Annotated in this window: 16 protein-coding genes, 1 tRNA gene and 1 pseudogene; 10 read left to right on the top strand and 8 right to left on the bottom strand. The window is 57.6% G+C overall.

Annotated features, from left to right (window positions below):
* Nucleotides 1-47: 47 nt before the first annotated feature.
* Together LY284_RS12860 and LY284_RS12855 are read right to left on the bottom strand one after the other, a co-directional pair.
* Nucleotides 48-686 (bottom strand): exonuclease, encoded by a 639-nt coding sequence (locus tag LY284_RS12860; RefSeq protein ID WP_045451620.1) that lies wholly within the window; start codon nucleotides 684-686, stop codon nucleotides 48-50.
* A complete protein-coding gene (locus tag LY284_RS12855) occupies nucleotides 683-1,327 on the bottom strand; it encodes an MBL fold metallo-hydrolase (RefSeq protein WP_045451623.1) in 645 nt (214 codons plus the stop codon). Before LY284_RS12855 ends, LY284_RS12860 begins: the two co-directional genes overlap by 4 nt.
* Nucleotides 1,328-1,993: 666 nt before the next feature.
* On the opposite strand from LY284_RS12855, the gene LY284_RS12850 reads away from it, so the two are divergent.
* Entirely contained in the window at nucleotides 1,994-2,599 is a 606-nt protein-coding gene (locus LY284_RS12850) for a septal ring lytic transglycosylase RlpA family protein (RefSeq protein ID WP_014192774.1), read from the top strand.
* Between the two features lie 59 nt (nucleotides 2,600-2,658).
* On the opposite strand, the gene rsmI is transcribed toward LY284_RS12850, so the two are convergent.
* Complete coding sequence (gene rsmI / locus LY284_RS12845) at nucleotides 2,659-3,549, bottom strand: 16S rRNA (cytidine(1402)-2'-O)-methyltransferase (protein WP_045451625.1); 891 nt, start codon at nucleotides 3,547-3,549, stop codon at nucleotides 2,659-2,661.
* 30 nt (nucleotides 3,550-3,579) lie between these two features.
* Between rsmI and LY284_RS12840 the strand changes: the two genes are divergently transcribed.
* From LY284_RS12840 to LY284_RS12805, 7 genes are all read left to right on the top strand, one after another.
* Entirely contained in the window at nucleotides 3,580-3,993 is a 414-nt protein-coding gene (locus tag LY284_RS12840) for a YraN family protein (protein ID WP_255724250.1), read from the top strand.
* A gap of 105 nt (nucleotides 3,994-4,098) precedes the next feature.
* Nucleotides 4,099-4,686, top strand: coding sequence for a phosphoheptose isomerase (locus LY284_RS12835; protein WP_045451627.1), 588 nt, complete (start codon nucleotides 4,099-4,101; stop codon nucleotides 4,684-4,686).
* Nucleotides 4,687-4,707: 21 nt separating this feature from the next.
* Nucleotides 4,708-5,511 carry a BON domain-containing protein gene (locus LY284_RS12830; protein WP_233386584.1) on the top strand — a complete coding sequence of 268 codons (804 nt, stop codon included), beginning with the start codon at nucleotides 4,708-4,710 and terminating at the stop codon, nucleotides 5,509-5,511.
* Nucleotides 5,508-5,852, top strand: coding sequence for a c-type cytochrome (locus tag LY284_RS12825; protein WP_045451639.1), 345 nt, complete (start codon nucleotides 5,508-5,510; stop codon nucleotides 5,850-5,852). Before LY284_RS12830 ends, LY284_RS12825 begins: the two co-directional genes overlap by 4 nt.
* A 56-nt stretch (nucleotides 5,853-5,908) precedes the next feature.
* Nucleotides 5,909-5,984, top strand: a tRNA-Ala gene (locus LY284_RS12820).
* A 321-nt stretch (nucleotides 5,985-6,305) separates the two neighbouring features.
* Nucleotides 6,306-6,881 (top strand): AlpA family phage regulatory protein, encoded by a 576-nt coding sequence (locus tag LY284_RS39040; protein WP_309243183.1) that lies wholly within the window; start codon nucleotides 6,306-6,308, stop codon nucleotides 6,879-6,881.
* A 117-nt stretch (nucleotides 6,882-6,998) separates the two neighbouring features.
* The gene (locus LY284_RS12805) at nucleotides 6,999-11,990 is read left to right on the top strand and encodes a type ISP restriction/modification enzyme (RefSeq protein ID WP_233386575.1); all 4,992 of its coding nucleotides are present in this window, start codon (nucleotides 6,999-7,001) and stop codon (nucleotides 11,988-11,990) included.
* A 213-nt stretch (nucleotides 11,991-12,203) separates the two neighbouring features.
* Here the strand turns inward: LY284_RS12805 and LY284_RS12800 are convergent, their stop codons facing one another.
* Together LY284_RS12800 and LY284_RS12795 are read right to left on the bottom strand one after the other, a co-directional pair.
* Nucleotides 12,204-12,917: a hypothetical protein gene (locus LY284_RS12800; RefSeq protein WP_233386574.1), complete on the bottom strand. Its 714-nt coding sequence runs from the start codon at nucleotides 12,915-12,917 to the stop codon at nucleotides 12,204-12,206.
* A complete protein-coding gene (locus LY284_RS12795) occupies nucleotides 12,914-13,849 on the bottom strand; it encodes a hypothetical protein (RefSeq protein ID WP_233386571.1) in 936 nt (311 codons plus the stop codon). The genes LY284_RS12800 and LY284_RS12795 overlap by 4 nt, the downstream gene beginning before the upstream one ends.
* Before the next feature lie 985 nt (nucleotides 13,850-14,834).
* Between LY284_RS12795 and LY284_RS12790 the strand changes: the two genes are divergently transcribed.
* On the top strand, nucleotides 14,835-15,248 hold the full coding sequence (locus LY284_RS12790; RefSeq protein WP_233386569.1) for a hypothetical protein: 414 nt from the start codon (nucleotides 14,835-14,837) through the stop codon (nucleotides 15,246-15,248).
* Here LY284_RS12790 and LY284_RS12785 read toward each other — a convergent pair.
* Nucleotides 15,245-16,554 (bottom strand): annotated as a pseudogene (locus LY284_RS12785) (IS256 family transposase). The gene LY284_RS12790 and the pseudogene LY284_RS12785 sit on opposite strands and share 4 nt — an antisense overlap.
* Before the next feature lie 374 nt (nucleotides 16,555-16,928).
* Here LY284_RS12785 and LY284_RS12780 point away from each other — a divergent pair.
* Complete coding sequence (locus LY284_RS12780; RefSeq protein ID WP_233386550.1) at nucleotides 16,929-19,298, top strand: hypothetical protein; 2,370 nt, start codon at nucleotides 16,929-16,931, stop codon at nucleotides 19,296-19,298.
* A 192-nt stretch (nucleotides 19,299-19,490) separates the two neighbouring features.
* Here LY284_RS12780 and LY284_RS12775 read toward each other — a convergent pair whose 3' ends face one another.
* Both LY284_RS12775 and LY284_RS12770 read right to left on the bottom strand, forming a co-directional pair.
* A complete protein-coding gene (locus LY284_RS12775; RefSeq protein ID WP_233386547.1) occupies nucleotides 19,491-20,081 on the bottom strand; it encodes a hypothetical protein in 591 nt (196 codons plus the stop codon).
* 172 nt (nucleotides 20,082-20,253) lie between these two features.
* Nucleotides 20,254-21,144: a hypothetical protein gene (locus LY284_RS12770; RefSeq protein WP_233386539.1), complete on the bottom strand. Its 891-nt coding sequence runs from the start codon at nucleotides 21,142-21,144 to the stop codon at nucleotides 20,254-20,256.
* Between the last annotated feature and the right edge of the window lie 319 nt (nucleotides 21,145-21,463).

Genomic DNA, 21,463 nt, shown 5'->3' with positions numbered 1-21,463 from the left:
GCAATGCAATGCGCCCGCACTGAGGGAGTTTCCCTAACTCGCTGGCCTCATGGCGCGGTTTTACCTTCAGTGCCGTCGTTCGGTTCGTCCGATGGCCGTGCCAGCGCTGCCTGCGACGCCCGTAGCTCCGCGAGCATGTTGCAGAATAGCGCGCCTTGCTCGATGGCGTCGTCGAGCGCGACGTGCGTGTGCGGCAGTTCATCGAACCAGTGCTTCGGCAAGCGCGGCTTGATCGCCTTTCGGTACGGCAGGCCGGTCATCGCGAAGGCGAGCGTCTTGATGTCGAGCGCCGACCACGAGAACGGGCAGCGCTCGGCGAAACGCATCATGTACCAGAACATATAGGTGAAGTCGAAGCCCGCCGGATAGGCGACGAACACGGGCTTGCCCGGCAACGCCTCCACCCATTCCACATAGGCGGGCAGCGCGATTTCCGGCTTCTGAAGATCCTTGCGGCATGCCGCCCACGCATCGGGCTGCGTTTTCCACCACGCGGCCTGGACCGGATGCGGCGCCGCGCCTTCGAGCGTTTCGAGATTCGCGGAGAACGTGGCGATGAGTTGCTTGTCGGCCGTGTACGCCGCCGAGGCGAAGCTCAGCATCGAATGCGGGCCGGGAATCGGACCGTCCGCTTCGACGTCCGTGCTGACGTAGATTTCGGGAACCGCGGTGGCATTGGCGTTCATGCGCTCACTCCGTCGCGCACGTACGCATTGCTGCGCCGTTCTTCGCCGAACGTCGATGCCGGGCCGTGACCCGGCACAAAGGTGACATCGTCGCCGAGCGGCCAGAGCTTTTCGCGGATCGAGCGGATGAGTTCGGCGTGATTACCGCGCGGAAAATCGGTGCGCCCGATGGAGCCGGCGAACAGCACGTCGCCCACGAACGCGAGCCTGTGCTCGCGGCTGAAGAACACGACATGACCGGGCGTGTGTCCGGGGCAGAAATACACTTCCATCGACTCGTTGCCGAATTGCACGGTGTCGCCGTCAGCGAGCCAGCGTTCCGGCGTGAAGGCCTCCGCGTTCGAAAAACCGAAGCGTTGAGTCTGCGCGGGCAACTGGTCGATCCAGAACGCGTCTTCGCGATGCGGTCCTTCTATTTGTATGCCGTAATGCTCCGCGAGCGCCTTCGCGCCGCCGCAGTGGTCGAGATGGCCATGCGTCAGAAGAATTTTTTCGACAGTCACGCCGTGCCGGTCGACCTCCGCGATGATCCGGTCGATGTCGCCGCCCGGGTCCACGATCGCGGCGCGCTTCGACGCTTCGCAGATCACGATGGAGCAGTTCTGCTGAAAAGGCGTCACGGGAACGAGAATGACTTTCATATGACTGTCGGCGGTACAAGTCGGGCTGTAAAAACGTTCATTGTACCGGTGCGGGGAAACCCGCGACGAGGGCGACATCAGCGTGCAAAACCTCAAGAAATCCGGCAATTCTTACGTTCATAGCGAAAATCAATGACGAATTGCACAGTCCGGCGAGCCAAACCCCGCTTTTTTTGTATAATGGCACTACTTGTGCATGGAGTTAACCATGCCGTCACTAGGCGACTGCTGAAACGTTAGTGCGTTTTTACAATCGCCGTCAGTACGCTGTTGGGGGCCAAAAGCCTCGCAATTGCAACTCAAGCACCATCAGTAGGTGCACACGTCTTGTCCGGCCAGACGCCGCGCGTCTGTGAGATGGCCTTAGCTGCCGTCACGCCGGATGGGGCCTACGCCGCCGTTCCTGCGCTCAACCAAGTTGTTATAGCGCACGAATGTGATGCCACGTTCGATGGCGGCATGTGGGGTCTGGTCAGGCTGCCGGGGACAGGTTGCGCCAGACGTGAACAATAACCGGGCGTTTGCGGCACGAGTACGCCGCATCCGAGCACAGTTCGCCGTTCGCTTGACCGAGCGGCGTTCTGCATTGCGCGGAGAAGCCTTGAGCAGCCTTGTGCGCGCCCAGCCGGCGCAGCGCGGCCGCTCCTTTATCGTTGATACACGTCTATGAATGCTCGATTTATTCGACATGTCGGGAGCCTGCTAGCAGTTGGCGTGCTGGCGGGTTGCGCCGCGCCGGGTTCGGGCGATGTCGCATCCAATCCTCAGACAACGAACTCCCTCAGCACGGTCGGTGCCCGCTCGACGGCGCCGCTCGCCTTCGATTCGCACCTGTCCGCACTGCCCGCCGACAAGCCCAGCCCGGCTCCGTCGCTCGCGAACGCCGAGCCGATCACCACCGGCCCGGACGCAGGCAGCTTCGAGCAGAAGGGCAAGGCCTCGTGGTACGGCCGCATGTTCCACGGTCGCAAGACCGCGAGCGGCGAGAAGTTCAACATGAACGCGATGACCGCGGCTCACCGCACGCTGCCGCTCGCGTCGTGGGTGCGCGTGACCAACGAAGCCAACCACAAGACCGTGGTGGTGAAGATCAACGACCGCGGTCCTTATGTGCGCGGGCGCGTGATCGACTTGTCCTACGCTGCGGCGGCCGTGCTCGGCATGCGCGGCGCCGGCACGCAGAAGGTGAAGATCGAAGGTCTCACGCAGCAGGAAGCGCGTGCGGCGCGTGAAGAGCAGGCTCAGGCGCTCGCCGACGACAGCGTGAACTGATCTCTCGCCGTACTGCATCCCGCAGTTCCCTGACGGGCCGTCTCGCGACGGCCCGTTTTCTATTCTTCTGCCGTATCGTCGCGTTTCGCGAGTTTCAGCGCGCGTTCATAGAGCGCATTGCGCGGCGCGCCCGTCAACGTGGCGGCGATGCGTGCCGCGCTCTTCACCGACAACTCTTCCAGTAGCGTCGTGAGCAGCGCGTCGTGCGCGTCGTCGGCGTCCTGCGCTTCGGGCGCGCCTTGCACCACCAGAACGAATTCTCCGCGCTGACGATTGGCATCGGCTTCGAGCCACGCTGGCCCTTCGGCCAGGGTGCAGCGATGCAGGCTCTCATGTAATTTCGTCAACTCGCGCGCGATCAGCAACTGCCGTTCGCCGCCGAAAGCCTCGCCGAGCGCACGCGTCGTTTCCACGATGCGATGCGGCGCCTCGTAGAAGACAAGCGCCATCGGATGATCGGCGAGCGTGCGCAACTGCGTGGCGCGCTGCTTCGACTTGGTCGGCAGAAAGCCGACGAACGAAAATCCCGCGACCCACGCGCCCGCCGCGCTCAACGCCGTCGTGAGCGCGCTCGCGCCCGGCAGCGGAATCACTGGCAAGCCTGCCTCGCGCACGGCATCGACCAGACGCGCGCCGGGATCGGAAATGCAGGGCGTGCCCGCGTCCGACACGCACGCAATGCGCTCGCCGTTCTTCAGATGCGCGATCACGCGTTCGGCCGCGCTGCGTTCGTTGTGCTCGTGCACGGCAATCGACGGCTTCGAGATGCCGTAGCGCGCGAGCAGTTGCGCCGTGTTGCGCGTGTCCTCGGCGGCGATGCGATCCACGAGTCCGAGCACATGCAGCGCGCGCACGGTGATGTCCGCCGCGTTGCCGATCGGCGTGGCGACGACGTACAGCGCGCCCGTCGGATAGTGCTGCCCGGCGGCGAGGTCGGAGATCTGAAGCATGAGCGCGGCGTGGAAGGAAAGGTCGTCATTTTGCCACGCGCTTGCCGCGTGCCATCGCGGCCGCGCGCCGACAACTTTTATGGAGGAACCTTGTCCAAATCGCTCGGCGATGTTTTCGAGGCGCATGCGCTCGACTTTTTGCGGCGGCAACGCATGCGCTTCGTCGCGCGCAACGTGACGTGCCGCGGCGGCGAGATCGATCTCGTCATGCTCGACGAATGCGGCGCGCTCGTGTTCGTCGAAGTGCGCGCGAGAAGGGGCGGGCGCTATGCGAATGCCGCCGCGAGCGTCGATGCGAGAAAGCGCGCCCGCCTCGTGCATGCCGCCCAGCATTTCCTCGCGACATGGCGCGGCGCGTTGCCGGCCTGCCGCTTCGATATCGTCGCGTTCGATGCCGGCCGTATCGCGTGGCTGCGCGATGCGTTTCGCGCCGACGAGGCATGAGCGCGGTTCGCCGCGTGATGCATGCGGTAAACTGCGCAACAACCGGCGCCTTGAGCGTTCAAGCCACACACCGCAGCGTATGCCGCGGCCGATGATCGAGAGTCGATGTCAGTCGAACGTATTCAACAGCAATTCCGCGACAGCGCGGCACTCAAACTCGAAGCACTCGACGCGCTGGCGGTGCCGATCGCGGCCGCCGTCGACACGCTCTTCGGCGCGCTCGCGAACGGCAACAAGATTCTCGTCTGCGGCAACGGCGGCTCGGCGGCCGACGCGCAACGTTTTGCCGCGCAACTGATCGGCCGCTTCGAGCGCGAGCGTCCGGGTTTGCCGGCGATCGCGCTGACGACCGATTCGTCGATTCTCACGGCCATCGGCAACGACTATGCGTTTGAGCAGATCTTCTCGAATCAGGTCCGCGCGCTCGGCCAGACGGGGGACGTGCTGCTTGCAATCAGCACGTCGGGGAATTCGGTCAATGTGCTCGCGGCGATTCAGGAAGCGCACGAGCGCGAGATGATCGTGATCGCGCTGTCGGGCAAGGGCGGCGGCGCGATGTCCGATGTGCTTGCCGAGACCGACATCCATATCAGCGTGCCGTCCGATCGCACGGCGCGCATCCAGGAAGTCCATCTGCTGATCATTCACTGTTTGTGCGACGGCATCGATGCGATGCTGCTCGGCGACGACTGAAACTGAAAAGGGGGAACGGAGTTGACGAACAAGACACGCGTCAAGGCGACGCTAGCCCAGGCCACCCTGGTGGTGAGCCTGTTGTCGGGAGTCGCATTGACGTTGCAGGGCTGCGCGCTCGCGGTCGTCGGCGCGGCGGCCGGCGGCACGTTGATCGCAACGGATCGCCGCACGCTCGGCGCGCAGACGGAAGACCGCGAGATCCAGATCAAGGCGACTTCGCGCATCAACGAGAATCTGCCCGATACGGCGCATGTCAACGTGACCGTCTTCAACCGGCGCGTGCTACTGACCGGCGAAGTCCCCGATGACGCGTCGAAGCAGAAGGCCGAAGCGGTCGTGCGCGACATCAACAACGTGGGCAGCATCGTCAATGAACTGGCGATCCAGGGTGCGAGCTCGATTTCGTCGCGCGCGAACGACTCGTACCTCGAAGGCCGCGTGAAGACCGCGATGGTCGGCGAGAAGGATTTGCGCGCGAACTACTACAAGGTGGTGTGCGAGCGCGGCGTCGTCTATCTGATGGGACTCGTCACGCAGGATGAAGGCGCGCATGGCGCCGATGTCGCCGCGCGCGTGCCGGGCGTCGAGCAGGTCGTGAAGGTCTTCCAGTACATCAAGCCGGAGGAAGCGCAGGCGCTCGAGGCGGCGGCCGCATCCGATGCGAGCGCGGTCTCGGCGGCGAGCGCGCCGGCCGAAGCGACGGTCGGCACGGTGCCCGATTCGGGCGTGAGCTCGCGTCCGCTGGACACGCAGTCGCCCGCGCCGGTGAAGAATTCGGATGTGCATCCGGGCAATCCCGCTCCGGTTCCGGCGGCGAAATGAGCGTGTTGCGTGTGATGTTCGGCGCGGCGGTGGTCGCCGCGTCGTTTGGCGCGGCCGCGGCGGAGCAGCCGGCTTCTTCCGCCAACGCGATGGCGATCGCGCGCGGCAATGCGTGCATGGGCTGTCATGCGATCGATCGCAAGCTCGTGGGGCCTTCGTTCCAGCAGATTGCGGAGAAGTACAAGGGACAGCCGCAGGCGAGCGCGCAGCTCGAAAAGAAGGTGAAGAACGGCGGCGCGGGCGTGTGGGGACCGATTCCGATGCCGTCGCATCCCAGAATGAACGACGCGGATATCAGGACCGTGGTCGCGTGGGTTCTGGCGGGGGCGCCGCAGAAGTGACGGGATGGGCAGCTTGCGCTGATGGCGATTTTGCTGTGGTACAATTTCGATTCGTTGGGGGGGTAGCTCAGCTGGGAGAGCGTCGCGTTCGCAATGCGAAGGTCGGGAGTTCGATCCTCCTCCTCTCCACCACGAATTTCCTTAAAAAACCGGCACTTAGGCCGGTTTTTTATTTGGTATTGCGTCCGTCATCGTTTGGTTTGACACCCCGCAGGGTGACATCAGGGTGACAGACAGTTTGTCTGTCTGATGTCGAGAATGACACACGGTCTCTCGCAGGGTCAATCCTGCGAAGCATATTGTGAGCGCAGCACCATCCTCGCGGCTGGTCTTCCGATCCGCCCGTCCGTTCAGTCTTGAGCCTCGTAGGTCCGTGACTTGATTTTTGCGGCATGTCCTTCCCCCAAGAAATCCTAAACTTTGACTTCAGGTCTGAATCGAAAGGAGGCTGCCATGCGTGACAACCAACGCGGGCTGACCGAAAGCGAAGACGCTCCGACTCGTCGTGTTCGGGCGCAGCGAGAACATCGTGATCGCCATATCGGCGGGAAAATACTGGCGCGACTATCTCCCTCGGCACTAGCTCATTGGCCCGCAGTGGCTAAACAGATGTCTGACGCTGGCGTGTTGGACACCGTTGATGAGGAGGCGCTGGCGCGCTACTGCGAAGCATTCGCGAACTGGTGCACAGACGGTGATCAGCTTGCCGCGAGGCTGATCGACCTTGGTCTGACGGCTAGCCGCAGGGTTCATGCTGAAGCCTACGTTTCGCAAAGCGCAACGCCGCCCCCTCCGGCGACACACACTGGGCCGGAATCGATTCGGCGAGCGCCTAATGCGATCATGCGTCGAGCCGAAATCGAAAGCGAAACGGGCTTGTCCCGATCAACCATCCATCAGCGCATCAAAGCCGGAACGTTCCCGAAGCCGGTGCACCTTGGGGCGCGGTCGGTGGGGTGGCGCGTCGCCGACATTGACGCTTTTTTGTCAGCGCCAGCCGACTACAGGGCATCAAACAGCGGCTTCTGAGATTTTTTATGGCGGGGCCTTCTGCGCCCTTATCACTCAGATTTTCTGGTGGTTAACGGAGGGCTTGCCAAGCATAATATGACACCCGCATCCGCCAATGCCACGAAACAAGCAAAAATGACCGCTCTCGAACTTCTCCTCGATTCCTTCCGCAAAGCAGCCGCATCCGAAAAAGAGAAGGGCACGTATTTCGAGGAGTTGATCCTCTGCTACCTTCGCAATGAGGCCACCTACCGAGACCTGTACAGCGACGTATGGTCCTACGCGGATTGGGCGGCGTCGCAAGGTCTCAGCAAGCAAGACGCTGGCATCGACTTGGTCGCGAAGACGGCGACTGGCGAGGTGCACGCTATCCAGTGCAAGCTATATGCGGCGGACTACAAGGTTCAGAAGTCCGACATTGACAGCTTCTTCACGGCTTCGGGGAAGAAACCCTTCAGTCATCGGATTATCGTCGCCACCACCAGCGCCCCTTGGAGTCACCACGCAGAGGACGCGCTGTTCGATCAGCAGACGCCTGTGACGAAAATCGACTTGGCCGCTCTCGAAAGCAGCCAGATCGATTGGAGCAAGTATCAGCCGAAGATTGCGCCGGTCATCAAACCGAAGAAGCGGTTGCGGGAGCATCAAGTCGCAGCGTTGAACGCGGTCGAACACGGTCTGGCAGACGCGGACCGGGGCAAACTCATAATGGCGTGCGGTACGGGTAAGACCTTCACCAGCCTCAAGATTGCGGAGAAGTTGGCGGGCGCTGGTAAGCGAGTCCTCTTCTTAGTCCCTAGTCTTTCCTTGTTGTCGCAGACGCTGACGGAATGGACGCAGGAAAGCGAGACACCGCTTCACAGCTTCGCCGTTTGCTCTGACACCGACGTTGGCAAGAAGAAGGGCGAGAAGGAAGATGACTCGATCCAGACCTACGTGCACGAACTGCAATACCCGGCGACGACGAGTTCTGCAAAGCTCGCCGCTGAAATGAAGAAGCGCCATGACACGGCCCACATGAGTGTGGTTTTCAGTACCTATCACTCGATTGAGGTCATTAGTCGCGCCCAGAAGGACGGTGAGATGGCCGACTTCGACTTGATCGTCTGCGATGAGGCACACCGGACGACGGGAGCGACGTTCGGCGACGATGACGAGAGCGCGTTCGTTCGGGTCCATGACGGCGATTACATCCGCGCCGCCAAACGCCTTTACATGACGGCGACGCCGCGCATCTACAGCGACATCGCTGAGGCTCAAGCGGAAGAGAAGAAAGCGCGTCTCTACGGCATGAATAAGAAAGAATATGGCGATGAACTATTTGTCATCACCTTCTCAGAAGCTGTCAAGCGTGGGCTGCTGGTCGATTACAAAGTGATCGTGCTGGCGGTTGAAGAGACGCACGTAAACAGGCGTCTGCAAGGTTTGCTGAAAGACAATGACAATCAATTGAAGGTAGACGACGCTGCTCGAATCGTCGGCTGCTGGAAGGCGCTTTCGAAGCAGGGATTGACCGAAGACTTGGCAGGCGACAGCGATCCGATGAAACGTGCCGTGGCCTTTTGTCAAGTCATCGAAGTGTCGAAAGGAGCGAAGACACACAAGGTCAGTTCGAAGCAGATTGCTGGAATGTTCCAAGAAGTCGTGGAAGCGTATCAAGAAGCCGAAGCGACTGAGGAGTTTGAGCAGGCGGCGCGGTTGGTGTGTGAAGCCAAACACGTTGACGGCAGCATGAACGCCAGTCAGAAAGAGGCGAAGCTCGCTTGGCTCAAGGCCGACGCGTCCGAAAATACCTGCCGGATTCTCAGCAATGTGCGTTGCCTATCCGAAGGCGTAGATGTTCCTGCGCTTGACGCTGTACTCTTCCTCACACCCCGCAGTTCGCAGGTCGATGTCGTGCAATCGGTCGGACGTGTCATGCGCAATGCGCCGGGTAAAAAGCGCGGGTACGTGATCCTTCCGGTAGTGATTCCGGCTGGTGTTGAACCGCACGAAGCCTTGAACGACAATCAGACTTATAAGGTGGTCTGGCAGGTGCTACAAGCCTTGCGGTCGCATGACGACAAGTTCGACGCGATGGTGAACAAGCTCGACTTGATCGGCAAAGACACCAGCAAGATGGAAGTGGTCGCCATCACCGACAAGGTTCAGAAGAAGCAGAAGGGCAAGTCGACGAAGAAACTTGGGAAGGGCAAGTTCGATCTCGGCAAGACCGTAAAGAAGGAAACCGCGCCCGCGCAGTCGGAACTGGAATTTGAGATCGGCGAGATCGAGAAGGCAATCTACGCCAAACTGGTCCAGAAGGTGGGAAATCGGCACCATTGGGAAGATTGGGCCAATGACATCGCCAAGATCGCACGGACGCATATCGATCGCATTGCAGGGATCATTGAGAACCCAGACAACGCGAAGGAACGTCAGGCGTTTGATTCGTTCGCCGCCGAACTGCGGGACGATTTGAACGGCAGCATCACGGATGTTGAGATCATCGAGATGCTGGCGCAGCATCTCATTACCAAGCCAGTGTTTGACGCGTTGTTTGAAGATTACAGCTTCGCGAAGCACAACCCGATGTCGATTGCCATGCAGGATGTGCTGGACGCCTTGCAGGAGCACCGACTCGACAAGGAAGCCGACACGCTGGATCGGTTCTATGAAAGCGTTAAGATGCGAGCCGAAGGCATCGACAATGCGGCTGGCAAGCAGAAGATTGTCGTTGAGCTTTATAACAACTTCTTCGCGAAGGCGTTTCCGCTTCTCCGGGACAAACTAGGAATTGTTTATACGCCGGTTGAAGTCGTGGACTTCATCATTCACAGCGTCGCCCACGTCTTGCAAGCCGAATTTGGCCAGACTTTGGGAAGTGAGGGCGTGCATATCATCGACCCGTTTGTCGGTACGGGTACGTTCGTGACGCGGCTGTTGCAAAGCGGACTAATAAAGCCGGAAGAACTGGCGCACAAGTACAAGCACGAAATTCACGCAAACGAGATCGTGCTGCTGGCGTACTACATTGCGGCGGTGAATATTGAAGCCGTGTATCACGGCACCGTCGGTGGCGAATATCAGCCGTTCGAAGGCATTTGTCTCAGCGATACGTTCCAGATGTACGAAAAGGAGGACATGGTGGATACGCTGCTGGCGCAAAACAGTGCGCGTCGGAAGCGTCAAAAGAAGCTCGATATTCGAGTTATCATCGGAAATCCTCCATATTCTGCGGGACAAACCAGCGCGAACGATAATAACCAAAACGTCCCATATCCGGGATTGGATCGTCGCATCGCAGAAACATATGTCGCGGGGGCAACGACTTCATCATCGGTGCAAAAACTCTACGACAGCTATATTCGAGCGATTCGATGGGCGTCGGATCGTGTCGGGGACAATGGGATCATCGGATTCGTCACAAGCGGTGGCTTCTTAGAATCCAACAACGCCACGGGTCTTCGAAAATGCCTCGCGGAAGAGTTTTCCGATATTTACGTGTTTCATCTTCGCGGAAATCAACGGACAGCTGGGGAGCTTTCAAGAAAAGAGGGTGGGAAAATCTTCGGAAGCGGTAGCCGTGCACCAATAGCGATTTCCGTGTTGATCAAGAATCCGCAAGCGAAGCAGCACGGTCGTATTCGGTTCCATGACATCGGTGATTATCTAACCCGCGAAGAGAAACTAGCGCGCATTGCTGAGTTTGGCAGTGTCGAAGGCATCACCGAAAGGAACCTTTGGACTGACATCGAACCCGATGAATATGGCGATTGGCTCAGTCGCCGCGATGGTTCGTTCGGTCAATACATCGTTTTGGGCGACAAAAAAGGGGATCAAGCGAAACTATTCGAGAATTTCTCCCTCGGGGTCGCTTCCGGCCGAGATGTCTGGTGTTACAACGCCTCTCGTTCCGGCATTCTTCAAAATATAAATCGTCTGATAGCGTTCTATAATGAAGAGGTGCACCGTTATAGAGATGCGTGCGCCGGCCTTCCGAAGGATCAGAGGCCGGACGTGAACGACTTTGCCAAAGTTGATCTTACGAGGATAAGCTGGAATTCAACGTTAAAGCGGAGTCTAGAAAACTTCTTGGCATGCCAGTTTGATGGCAGCGCGCTGAGACAAAGCATATATCGTCCGTTCATGCGGCAGTGGATGTATTTCGATCAACGCCTAAACGAACGGCGTTACCAGATGGCGAGCATTTTCCCAGAAGGGAGTGCTGAGAACCGGCTGATCTGCGTTTCAGGCGTCGGTTCAAGGAATTTTTCAGCACTGATGGTCGATTCGATTCCTTGTCTTGACAACATAGAAAAAGGCCAATGTTTCCCGCTGTATCTTTATCGATCCGCGCACATTGATGGAACGTCAGATGACGAGAATCGGCAGGAACCGTTGTTTGAGGAAGATGCGACCATACAGGGCGGGAACGGGTGCGTTTTTGAACGACGAGATGCGTTGACAGACGACGGTCTGGCCCACTTCCGCGCGGCTTATCCTTCGGAAACGCTTGCCAAGGAAGATGTGTTCTATTACGTCTATGGCCTTTTTCATTCGAGGGACTATCGGGAACGCTATTCCGACAATCTTTCGAAGGAGTTGCCGCGCATCCCGTGTGTGAAGACTGCTGCCGACTTCTGGGCCTTCTCAAACGCGGGCCGCAAGTTGGCCGACTTGCACGTCAACTACGAGACGGTCGAGAAGTATTCATTGCAGATCGAGGGCGGCGGACTGCTGCTGACCGACGCGGACTACCGCGTTGAGAAGATGAAGTACGGTAAGAATGGAAAGGACAAGGACCTTACGACCTTGATCTACAACGCCAAGATCACGGTGAAAGGTATTCCGGTTGAAGCGTATGAATATGTAGTCAATGGCAAACCGGCGCTGGATTGGGTCGTTGAGCGACAGTGTGTGAAGACGGATAAGGACAGCGGGATCGTCAACGATGCGAACGATTACGCCGTCGAGACGATGAACAACCCGCGCTACCCTCTGGAACTGTTTCAGCGTGTTGTGACGGTGAGTCTGGAAACGATGAAGATCGTGAGTTCCCTGCCCCCTCTTGACATTCAGCAGCCGGGGGGCACCAATGATACATTGGTGGAGCCGACCGATGCGCCGGACGCATTGACAGTCTGATTAATGTGCAAGGGTCGGTGTCTCGAATGGGAGACGCCGACGCTAGTGACTGAGTTTTCTAGCGGCGACTCTCTAACACCGTAGCTTGATGCTCAGATGCACGGGTCGTGAAGTGTCGAACCGGCTTCGGCCTCGGCAGCATGATCTTCTTTAATGGCTTTACTTCCAAAAAAAAGCCCGCTGTCAGCGGGCTTTTTTTTGAACCTGGTTGATCTAAGCAACAACCGCATGATCAGCGTATTTGGAACGCCGCTCCTTGACAATTGCTGGCATGTGTCGGTTCTTCTGGGCTTCACCGCCAAGGCCCAGCCGCTCATACACCGACCCGCCAATGCCAGGCAACACGTTTTCACCGTCCTTCTCGTCGTCAGTTGCGAACCAGACGTATTGGAATCTCTCCGAGATTTGTTTCGGAAATTCCGCCGACAGTCGCCCCTCTGCGCCTTCCAACATTACGGGTGCTGCGACAAAGACAGCACTGGGATTGCCGGATGAAAGGGCGCGAGTAAGGTTCGTTTTAACTACACAAGCACCGGAAATAATCGACTTGACGACAATAAAGATTGTCCCGGAAGGGTTGAACGTCTCTTTGTATTGCCTAAGAACTGGCGAAATGGAAATACCATCCTCTCTAACTTTCCCATTCCACAGGCATAAAAGACGAGTGCGCTCTCCCAATCCTCGCTCGGCGAGAGATTCAATGAGGCCGCGTGCGAGGAAGTCAGCGTCTTCGACGGTGCAAACCACGCAAATGTCGTGTTCCGTCTCCGGTCGAAGCGTTTCCAAGACGCCTGTGCCCAGATGCATCCCAAGCAAGCGCATTTGTTCGCGGTACTCTGCGACGCCAAGGTCCGAAGAAGCAATCGCGTCTACAAGTGAGCGCGCTTCTGCGTCTTGAATCGCGAATTTTGTGTACGTTCTGCTCATGGCATCAGGTCCCAGAAAGCGTCAATGTCGTTCGGCTTTGCGTTGATAACTCGCTGCTGGAAACGACCGAACTCTTCGCTAGCACAGTCGCGTTCCAATGTCACTGAAACCCCGTCGGCATTCCAACTGAAAAACCCCCTCTTGACACTGTAGCTGAGGCCAGGTATCCGAGCAAGGGCGTCTTTAAAAGCCTGCTGCAAGAATTCAACACCATCTGTGAGGGGGAACACCCGCAACAACTGAGGTGACTGCTTCCGAGCTGACTGAACAATTTCTTCTACCGAGCTACCCCCCAATACTCGAACCCACGCCAGCAACAGGGCGCTGAATGTAGCTTCGAGTTCGTCGTCCTTCGGATTCTCGACGCGGGTAAGAGCCGCCAGTTTTTCCCTTAACGGTGGATGTGAAAGGACCAACTGATTGACACTTCCAAAAAATGGAAAAAATTCGACCGATGAATGCTCGCTGATCTGAGCAGGAATCTTGCCACCCAACTTCGCGGCCAGGTCCGAATCGGCGACGACGAGTTGCACCGCCGGGGCAGGCTTCTGCAGGGCGCTTGCCAGGTCTACCTGAGACTTGAAGTCCGTTTCGATCGGGTGATCGCCGCCCGTCCAGCTCACGGAATCGGAATTCTTACATTGGTAATATTTAGTGGCGCGCTGCGAAGCTATGGCTAGATCGTCAACAAACCCGAAGGCCTGTTCCTCGATGACCGGAAGTGGCTCCGGGTGCTCGACGTGTTCAGCGAGTATTTCGGCAATTTTGAACGCGGCAAACTGGTCCTCGTAACGAGTGCCCTTCTTGCCATTCGTCCCGCCACGGTGTTTATTCTGCAGGTATTTAAGACCGGCTTCGCCGAAAAGACGCATGACAAGAGCGTCATCAAGCGCAGGAGGGGGCGTGTTGTTCGAGTTAACGGAAACGTCCACAGCAGTTGTTCTTAATATTGGCCTTAACCGTTCATGATGCCGTCTTTTCCCGAGGTTTGCAAGCAATGCAGGACCGAGCGACGGAGGTGATGGAGACAATCCACGCGTCCTTAGAATCCTTTCACGGTTGGGACAGTTCGGTCTGGAAACCATGAAGATCGTGAATTCATTGCCCCCTCTTGACATTCAGGAGCCGGGGGCACCAATGACACATTGGTGGAGCCGACCGATGCGCCAGACGCATTGACCGCCCGATTGATGTGCAATGGTCGGTGTCTCGAATGGGAGACGCCGACTGTGTTTAAAGTGGTCGGCAGCCGTCGCGGGCCACACACCATTGAGGAATGTTGCTCTGTAACGACCAATGGCGGCGCGTCAATGATGTGGGTGACTGTTGCTCTAGTGACAGTTGCCAGGTGATGCGCTTCGTGATCGTGACGGTGTGACTGTGATCGAGTGACCGTAGGCGGGCCAGAGCAGTCCGGGATACTGTCAACGCGATGACTGTTTTCTCTGGGTTTGGCCGCGTTTCCATTGTTACCAGTGGGCCGCCACCGTTGTGCTCACACGGATGCTCACCAAAATCACCGGCCTGCACCGTTGAGGAGGGCAACGGTCGGTCCAGTATCCACTGATAACCTGTCTTGGTTAGACCAAGGATGCTGTTCTTACTCTTGTCAAGCCGATCTTTGTATTGCCATCAAAGTGTTAGCGCGCGATCACAATCGATGCCTGGCGTCAAGGTTTGTGTTGTCGAAATCGACAAAATATGGCATAATGTCGTTTCTTGCAGTGGTGATGTCACTAATTGAGCATCATCGCAGTGAGTGCCAAGTGAAGGGTATCTCGCGATTCGCCGATAGCCCGCCTAAGCGGTGATTTATATTACTCACCGCATCTATATGAATTGTCTGGCTGCTTGTTGCCGAAGCCACGCGTTGTATGTCGCACGCGTGATGTTCGCACCTGTTCATGCGAACTTGCGGTGGCAGGCGAAATCCAACCCGAAGATCGATCCTCCGACTGGTACTTCATTGGCGAAGAAATGAGCCCTGCCGTCGGTCATGGGTTGATCGTGTGGCCTCGCATAAATCTGCGCGGGACAATCTCTTCCATGTACCAACAACAACATACCAATACGGAACCGGCGCACGTCGAGTTCCAAGAAAATGAAATCTTCTCGGCATTCGCCGAAGACGCATCAACCGCAAAGGTGCTGCCGGACAGCATCGCTGGTGTTCCAGATGTCGAATTGCAGCCGCAAATGAACCTGTTGCCGCAAGCCAGCATGACTGTTGTATTGTCGCCTGTCCCTGTAACTAAATCATTCTCCTTGTCTGCCGAAGGCGATGTCCCGAAGACAGTTGAAGGTTGGGACGGCGGGTGCGGCATAGGTTAGGCAACCTTCCGATCATGGTCAATTGATTTCGAGCGTGACCGTTTCAAGGCCGCAGCGAGAATCCAGAGTTCATTCACGCCGAGGATTTTTCGGAAGTGCTTCTCAGCTTCCAGGAAGCCCGCGGCTGTCCAGCGCAACGCCATGTCGGCGTCGCGATAGCGCTTCACGCGCCCCGCGACACGGCGCACCGCGCCGTTGGGATTCTCGATGATGTTGGTCGTCGACAGCCCGCGCATGAGCGCCGGCGTCAGGCCCAGCTTGTTCACCGTGAAAGTTTCCTCCAGCCCCTCGAGCAGTGCGGCCGAGGCGTCCGGATAGTCGGCCTTGAGCCACGCCGCGTGCGTCTTGAGCTTGGCGATGCCATCGTCGGTCGACAACTTGTAGGCGGCCTTCATGATCGCGGCGGTTTGCGAAACGCTCTCCTTGGGCAGGCGCTCGAGGACGTTGCGCTGCTTGTGCACACGGCAGCGCTGCACGTGGGCGCGTTCGCCGAAGAACTCCTCGATGGCCGAGCGCAGCGCTTTGGAACCATCGATCACGAACAGGTATTCGCGATCCGCAGGCACGCCGCGCTCGATCAGTCCGCGCAACAGATCCTGACGACCTGGGCGTTCTCACTCGACCCGCTCGCGAGACCCAGGAGGTGTTTCTCGCCGGGGCTGTCCACGCCGATAGCGGCGATGATGTGACGTGAGTCGACGATGATGCCGTCAAGGTAGATCGCCAGAAAGTCCTTGTCATCGAAGCGCCGCCCCATCAGCTCGGTGAGCGCCGTCTGGCTGGCCTTGATGAACTCGCGCGAGACGCTGCTCTTGGAGATGCCAACGGTGCCGGCCATCTCGGGCAGGACCTTGGCATATTTGCGCGTCGACACGCCCGTGACCATGATCTCGTGCACGCGCTCGGCGAGCCGCGGATTCTCGTTCAATTGCTCGTAGGCGGGGACCGGCACTTCGCCGCCGCCACGACGCCGAAGGCGCGGCCGCTTCACGTTCAACTTGCGTTCGTCCATCACAATCTGGCCTTGCTGCGAGCCGTGCCAGCGGATCTCGCCGCCTCTGCGGCCCGGATGCTTCTCGCCGGCGACTTCCGTCGCCGAGATCACCAGCAGTTGCTCGACAAGGCTACGGCCGGCTTCGTGCATCAACTCGTCGATGCTCGCGCGGGTGTTCTGAATCAGATCGAGCATGGGCAACAGGAGCTGACTGTTCTCGGCAAAACAGGCACGCAGTCCTTCCGGGTCCTGCTTGGGCACCACGTGCAACGGCGCGCTGGCGCTTTGGGGCTTCTTCTTGGTACGCTTCATTTGGCGGTTCTCCTTGGTTCCCTGTCCGGGAAGTTGGTCGTCGAAACCCGATTCTCTCGGATTTCCAACGGGGAACCGCCGCCTTCAACCTTCAACTACGCCCGGGACATTGCCCTGCCGAAGGCGATCTTAGAAAGCAGACGCACGGCAATGTCTCCGTCGGCGAACTTTACAGCCTCGATCTCGATTCCATCGAACAGTTTGCCGAGATGCTTCGACGTTTGACGCCAAGGCAATGCTGCATCTATGGGATTCCGCCCGACGCTGCAGTGAAGTTGATGACACAGTCGGCATGGGAAAGTGCCGGTCGTCCCGAAGACGCTGTACCGCGTACAACATCGGCTTTCTGTTGGCCCGATGGACCCGGCATCCTAATGCTCGACTACGATGCTCCGAAGGGCAATGTTGAACCGCTAACCCGCGACGATCTATTTTCTATCCTTCATCGCGCCTGCCCCGCACTGGCTGAATGCGATGCCCTGTGGATGCCAAGCACGTCGTCGGAAATCTACAACCGTGAAACCTGCGAACGCGTTGTAGGAACCAAGGGGCAGCGCATCTACTTCATCGTCGAAGATGCGACTGATATTCCGCGCGCCGGTCAGCAACTGTTGGTTCACCTGTGGGCGGCTGGTCACGGCCACTTCGACGTGTCATCTAGTGGTTCGCTGCTGGAACGTGGTGTCTTCGACGCGACAGTATGGCAGACGAATCGCATCGATTTCGCCGGTGGTGCGGATTGCCAAGCCCCGTTGGAACAGCGACGCGTTCCGTATATTCAGAAGGCCGCTAAACGCATGGTCGATAGCCGGACTGCAATTCCGACGGCGACACCCGAGATCGTGGCCGCTGCCAACAAGTGCAAAGCTGCTGCGAAGGTCGCCGTGGCAACCTCGACTGCGAAGGCACGCGAAGAGTGGCGTAGCGCACGCATCGAGCAGTACGCGAAGTCGAATCCGGCGTTGTCTTCCGACACGGTCACGCGCATGATTGATTTTGCTGTCGATCTGCAACGCAAACAGCTTATGGCCGACTGGCTCATCACCGTCGTCAATGATGAAGGCGATCAACAGACAGTGACCGTCGGCGAAGTGCTGTTCGATCCGCAACGATACGACGGAATGCAGACACTTGACCCGCTGGAACCCGATTACGACGGCGGAAGACCGGTCGGTAAGCTGTTCCTGTCTGGACGCCAGAACCTGTTTAGTTTTGCGCACGGTGGCGTCAACTTTGGTCTGTGCAACAAGACGGTCAAGATCGAGAAGCGCAAAGGCCGCGAACGCGAAATGGTCGATGACGTGTTGAACGTCATGCGCAGACACCCCGAAATCTTCGAATTCGGAAACTCAGTGGTGAGGGTCATCGACGGAAAGCCGGTGAGCTTGAACGACAATTCGCTGCGTTATTGGCTCGGTGGTGTCGTGCAGTTCTATCGTGTTGAGACTAGAAACGAGCGGCAGTTCGAGGTTCTCGAAGAGCCTACGGACAAGTTGTTGAAGATGGTCCTGTCGCCGGGCGTTCCGCGTAACTTCAAGCGTCTGAATGCAGTGATCTTTGCGCCAACATTGCGTCCCGATGGCAGTCTGCTGATCGAACCGGGCTACGATGTTAAGACCGGACTGCTTCTCGAAGTGGATCAGGAATTCGAGATCGCCGTTCCGGTGTCGCCAACCGAAGATCAAGCACGCAAGGCGCTGGAAACGCTGTGGTATCCATTCCGCCGGTTTCCCTTTGTGGACCAACTCGCCCGTTCGGCGCATCTCGCAGCCTTGTTGACCGCAGCTATTCGTCCAGCGGTGCCGACTGTTCCAGCGTTCGGTTACGACGCGCCCACGCAAGGCAGCGGAAAGACCTTGCTTGCACAGTGCGTCGCGGTGCTGACAACAGGTATCAGCCCCGAGCTTTATCCGCCTGTTTATGACGACGCCGAGATGCGCAAGCGTCTGTTCGCTGCGCTGCTGTCTGGTGAAAGGGCAATCTTGTTGGATAACATCGTCGGCACATTCGATAGTCCAGCGATGGCAAGCATGCTCACGACATCGACGTTCAAGGACCGCATCCTGTCAAAGTCTGAGGTCCCGAGCGTTCCTAACAACGCCGTCGTCCTGCTGACGGGCAACAACATGGTACTCGCAGGCGATATGGCAAGACGCGTGGTCTGCTGTCGCATCGACGCGAACATTGAAAGTCCGTTCGGACGTTCCTTCGATGTTGATCCGCTGATCTACTGCCAACAGCATCGCATCAAAATGATAGTTGCCGCGTTGACGTTGATCCGGTTCTGTTTGTCTTCTTCGGGGTTCAAGCCAGAGGTAGGGCGCGTTGCTTCTTTCGAAGATTGGGACAAACTGGTGCGCCAGACGGTCGTTTGTGCCGGGCAAGTACTCAAACCCAACGAGTTCGGCGATGTGATGGACTTGCTGAGGCAGAATCAGTCCGAAGACCCTGAGCGTGACGGACTGCGCGATCTGCTGTGTGCATTGCAGGCGTCCTTCGGCACGCGTCCTTTCACAGCGAACGAAATCTTTTCTGTGTGCAACCGCGCATCGCCGTCGCTCGATGCAAGCGACACGAAGCTGCACGAAGCCGTACTTTCTGTATCAGCAAATCCGAAACTCTCGACCTCTGGAATCGGAAAGCTGCTGAAGTACCGTCGTGATCGCATCTGCGATGGACTGGCACTGAAGGTCGTCAGCGATAACAAGAACGGACGTACTTGGCGAGTGGTCGGCGGGTCGTAGAGGGAGATGTAGGAGATGTAGGAGATATAGGAGATAAAACTAGGTTCTTCAGAAGATAGATTCGGTGACTCTAATAGCTAATGCAGTCTAGTCGAAATCATCTCCTGTATCTCCTTCATCGCCGCCTTCAACGATCGACCGGAACGGTTGCCTTGAGGCTGCTTACAGCCAGTTGGTCACAGAAGGGAGGGATTATCCTTTCGAGGCTATTAGACCCTCGACGACCTCCGCGAATTCTTCCGTCATTCTGATGCACGCGATGATCCGCTCGCATCCATGCTCAAACCATTCTGATGTCGCATCGACGGCCTCTGGCGTGTCCTTCCGCATCACCACGTTCCCATCGATCACCGCAACACCCGAAACGCGTTGGAGCGACAATCTTCCGGTGTTTTGATCATGGACCCAAATGCCGTGGCCGACAGTATTTCTCAAGTCGGCCAAATCGGAAACCTGCTGCTCGATTTCCGAAAGAAGTTGTGGTTCACGCTCCTTGGCGAGCGTATAAGCACACTTTATCGCTTGCAACGCGTCGTCGGCGCGGCCACTCAGGTCCTTCCGGCCCTGTTTCCTCCCCGAATTCATAAGGCGAAGTGCAATGCCAGTAAGCAACCATTCTTCGTAAGCCCATAACGATACGATTCTGCCGATGCCTGACTGCACGTCAGGGGTAAGTTCACGGGTTACGGGGTGGACTCGTACTTGCTCGCCTGTTAAATCAAGTCGCGATCCAATAGACAGTGCAGCAACCGCGGTTGCGGACTTCGGAACGTCGTCGCCCATGGCATCCCCTTAAAAGAAGGCTTACGATTGCGCACTTGTCATGTGTTGAGAACAACTCACCGCGTCGCCACCTCATTCTACTTGCAAAAGATTCGCTGAACTGCGGGACAGATGCTGTCCGAAAAAGGTTGATTGGTATCGAGGGGCAACTGCCCGAGAATCGTAGCGGCCTTTACTTCAACGGACTGTCGTTCAATTGAGTAATCGTTAGCGATTTGAGCGTTCCTGATTTGCTACTATTTTGGAGCGCCAGTACATGAATCTTGCATCCCTTCTCGTTATATTGCTTCAGCGCGCTGTGAAACAGACTTGTGGCCACTAGCTGGACGTTCCGCGGTGATCTGGCGGTGGGCGCGAGTTCAAATGCGATTGGTCGTCCATAACGGGCGATATAAATTCGACCTTTGAAAGTGTTGGAATTGTAACTGGAAACGCGGCCCTCAAACATTTCTGGCGTATCAGCCGAAATAGTTTCCTGAATGTACTCGAACGTTTCCATCGAAAGCTTCACCTTCAACGGGCGTCCGGTCTCGGTAGCTCCTCCAGTGAGAAGAGCGTGTGTTGCCGTCTCCGTCTTCACGATTGGACGATGCATCTCGATGATTGCTCGGTGGGCTTTTTCAATGAGCGCATCCGCCTGATGTTCCTTCACCGAGGGAAGTTCAGCCTTCTTCGCTTTTGCCTCATCGAATAGTGTGCCGAGCGACTTGTTATAGTCAACGTGTACTCCAAGGCTCTCTGAAATGACGTAGTCGTAGAGGGAGAACATCAAATGCCCAATTGGGCTGTTGTTCTCAAGCGTCCCCAACTTAAACATTCCTGCGCCGAGCATCGCAACGACTGCGGTCATTTTCCAGCTTCCGGGAGCGGCCGGTTCGGCATAAATGCGGGCACCCCGCAAAGAGGGTGCCTGCGTAATGATCTCCCCGTTCAAGAGCAAATGAGTGGTCAGCGCCAGAGAACGTTGAAAGCCAATCAACGCTTGGGACACATCGTAGAGGTCGATCGCGTGTTGATCCGCGTCTGCGCCCTCATAGGAAAGCGTGAATCTCAGCCCACTCATTTGTTGCCCTTATCCGTTTTTTTGTTGCGATTGGCCCCGCCCGTTACGAGCTCAAAAAGCACGCGTAGTGTGCCTCACTCGTTATTCATATGGAAGGCGAATGTGGGTTCCAAGAAACGCACAATGGCGAAAAAACTGAAGGCCGCCTCAAGAAATTCCCGTTTCCGGTTTCCCCCGTAGGCCTATCGTGCATTGAACAGGCTGTTGGCAGCCCACCAATGGGGTAACGGCACGGCAGTGAGCGTCCTTTAGGGGTTTGTTCCCAACGCGACACGACAATCACACTGGTGTGGTGCGAGCAAGGCGTGACGATTTTCAG

Origin of the sequence: Caballeronia sp. PC1 (assembly GCF_021353155.1) — a bacterium.
GTDB lineage: Bacteria > Pseudomonadota > Gammaproteobacteria > Burkholderiales > Burkholderiaceae > Caballeronia > Caballeronia cordobensis.
Note: the sequence above shows the minus strand (reverse complement) of the source record. Positions and strands in the feature narration are given on the sequence as shown.

Coding starts and splice junctions, on each gene's coding strand:
- LY284_RS12825 (WP_045451639.1), top strand. CDS start 5,508: ATGAGCGTGTTGCGTGTGATGTTCGGCGCGGCGGTGGTCGCCGCGTCG.
- rsmI (WP_045451625.1), bottom strand. CDS start 3,549: ATGCTTCAGATCTCCGACCTCGCCGCCGGGCAGCACTATCCGACGGGC.
- LY284_RS12835 (WP_045451627.1), top strand. CDS start 4,099: ATGTCAGTCGAACGTATTCAACAGCAATTCCGCGACAGCGCGGCACTC.
- LY284_RS12775 (WP_233386547.1), bottom strand. CDS start 20,081: ATGGGCGACGACGTTCCGAAGTCCGCAACCGCGGTTGCTGCACTGTCT.
- LY284_RS12805 (WP_233386575.1), top strand. CDS start 6,999: ATGACCGCTCTCGAACTTCTCCTCGATTCCTTCCGCAAAGCAGCCGCA.
- LY284_RS12860 (WP_045451620.1), bottom strand. CDS start 686: ATGAACGCCAATGCCACCGCGGTTCCCGAAATCTACGTCAGCACGGAC.
- LY284_RS12770 (WP_233386539.1), bottom strand. CDS start 21,144: ATGAGTGGGCTGAGATTCACGCTTTCCTATGAGGGCGCAGACGCGGAT.
- LY284_RS12780 (WP_233386550.1), top strand. CDS start 16,929: ATGCTCGACTACGATGCTCCGAAGGGCAATGTTGAACCGCTAACCCGC.
- LY284_RS12855 (WP_045451623.1), bottom strand. CDS start 1,327: ATGAAAGTCATTCTCGTTCCCGTGACGCCTTTTCAGCAGAACTGCTCC.
- LY284_RS39040 (WP_309243183.1), top strand. CDS start 6,306: ATGCGTGACAACCAACGCGGGCTGACCGAAAGCGAAGACGCTCCGACT.
- LY284_RS12800 (WP_233386574.1), bottom strand. CDS start 12,917: ATGAGCAGAACGTACACAAAATTCGCGATTCAAGACGCAGAAGCGCGC.
- LY284_RS12850 (WP_014192774.1), top strand. CDS start 1,994: ATGAATGCTCGATTTATTCGACATGTCGGGAGCCTGCTAGCAGTTGGC.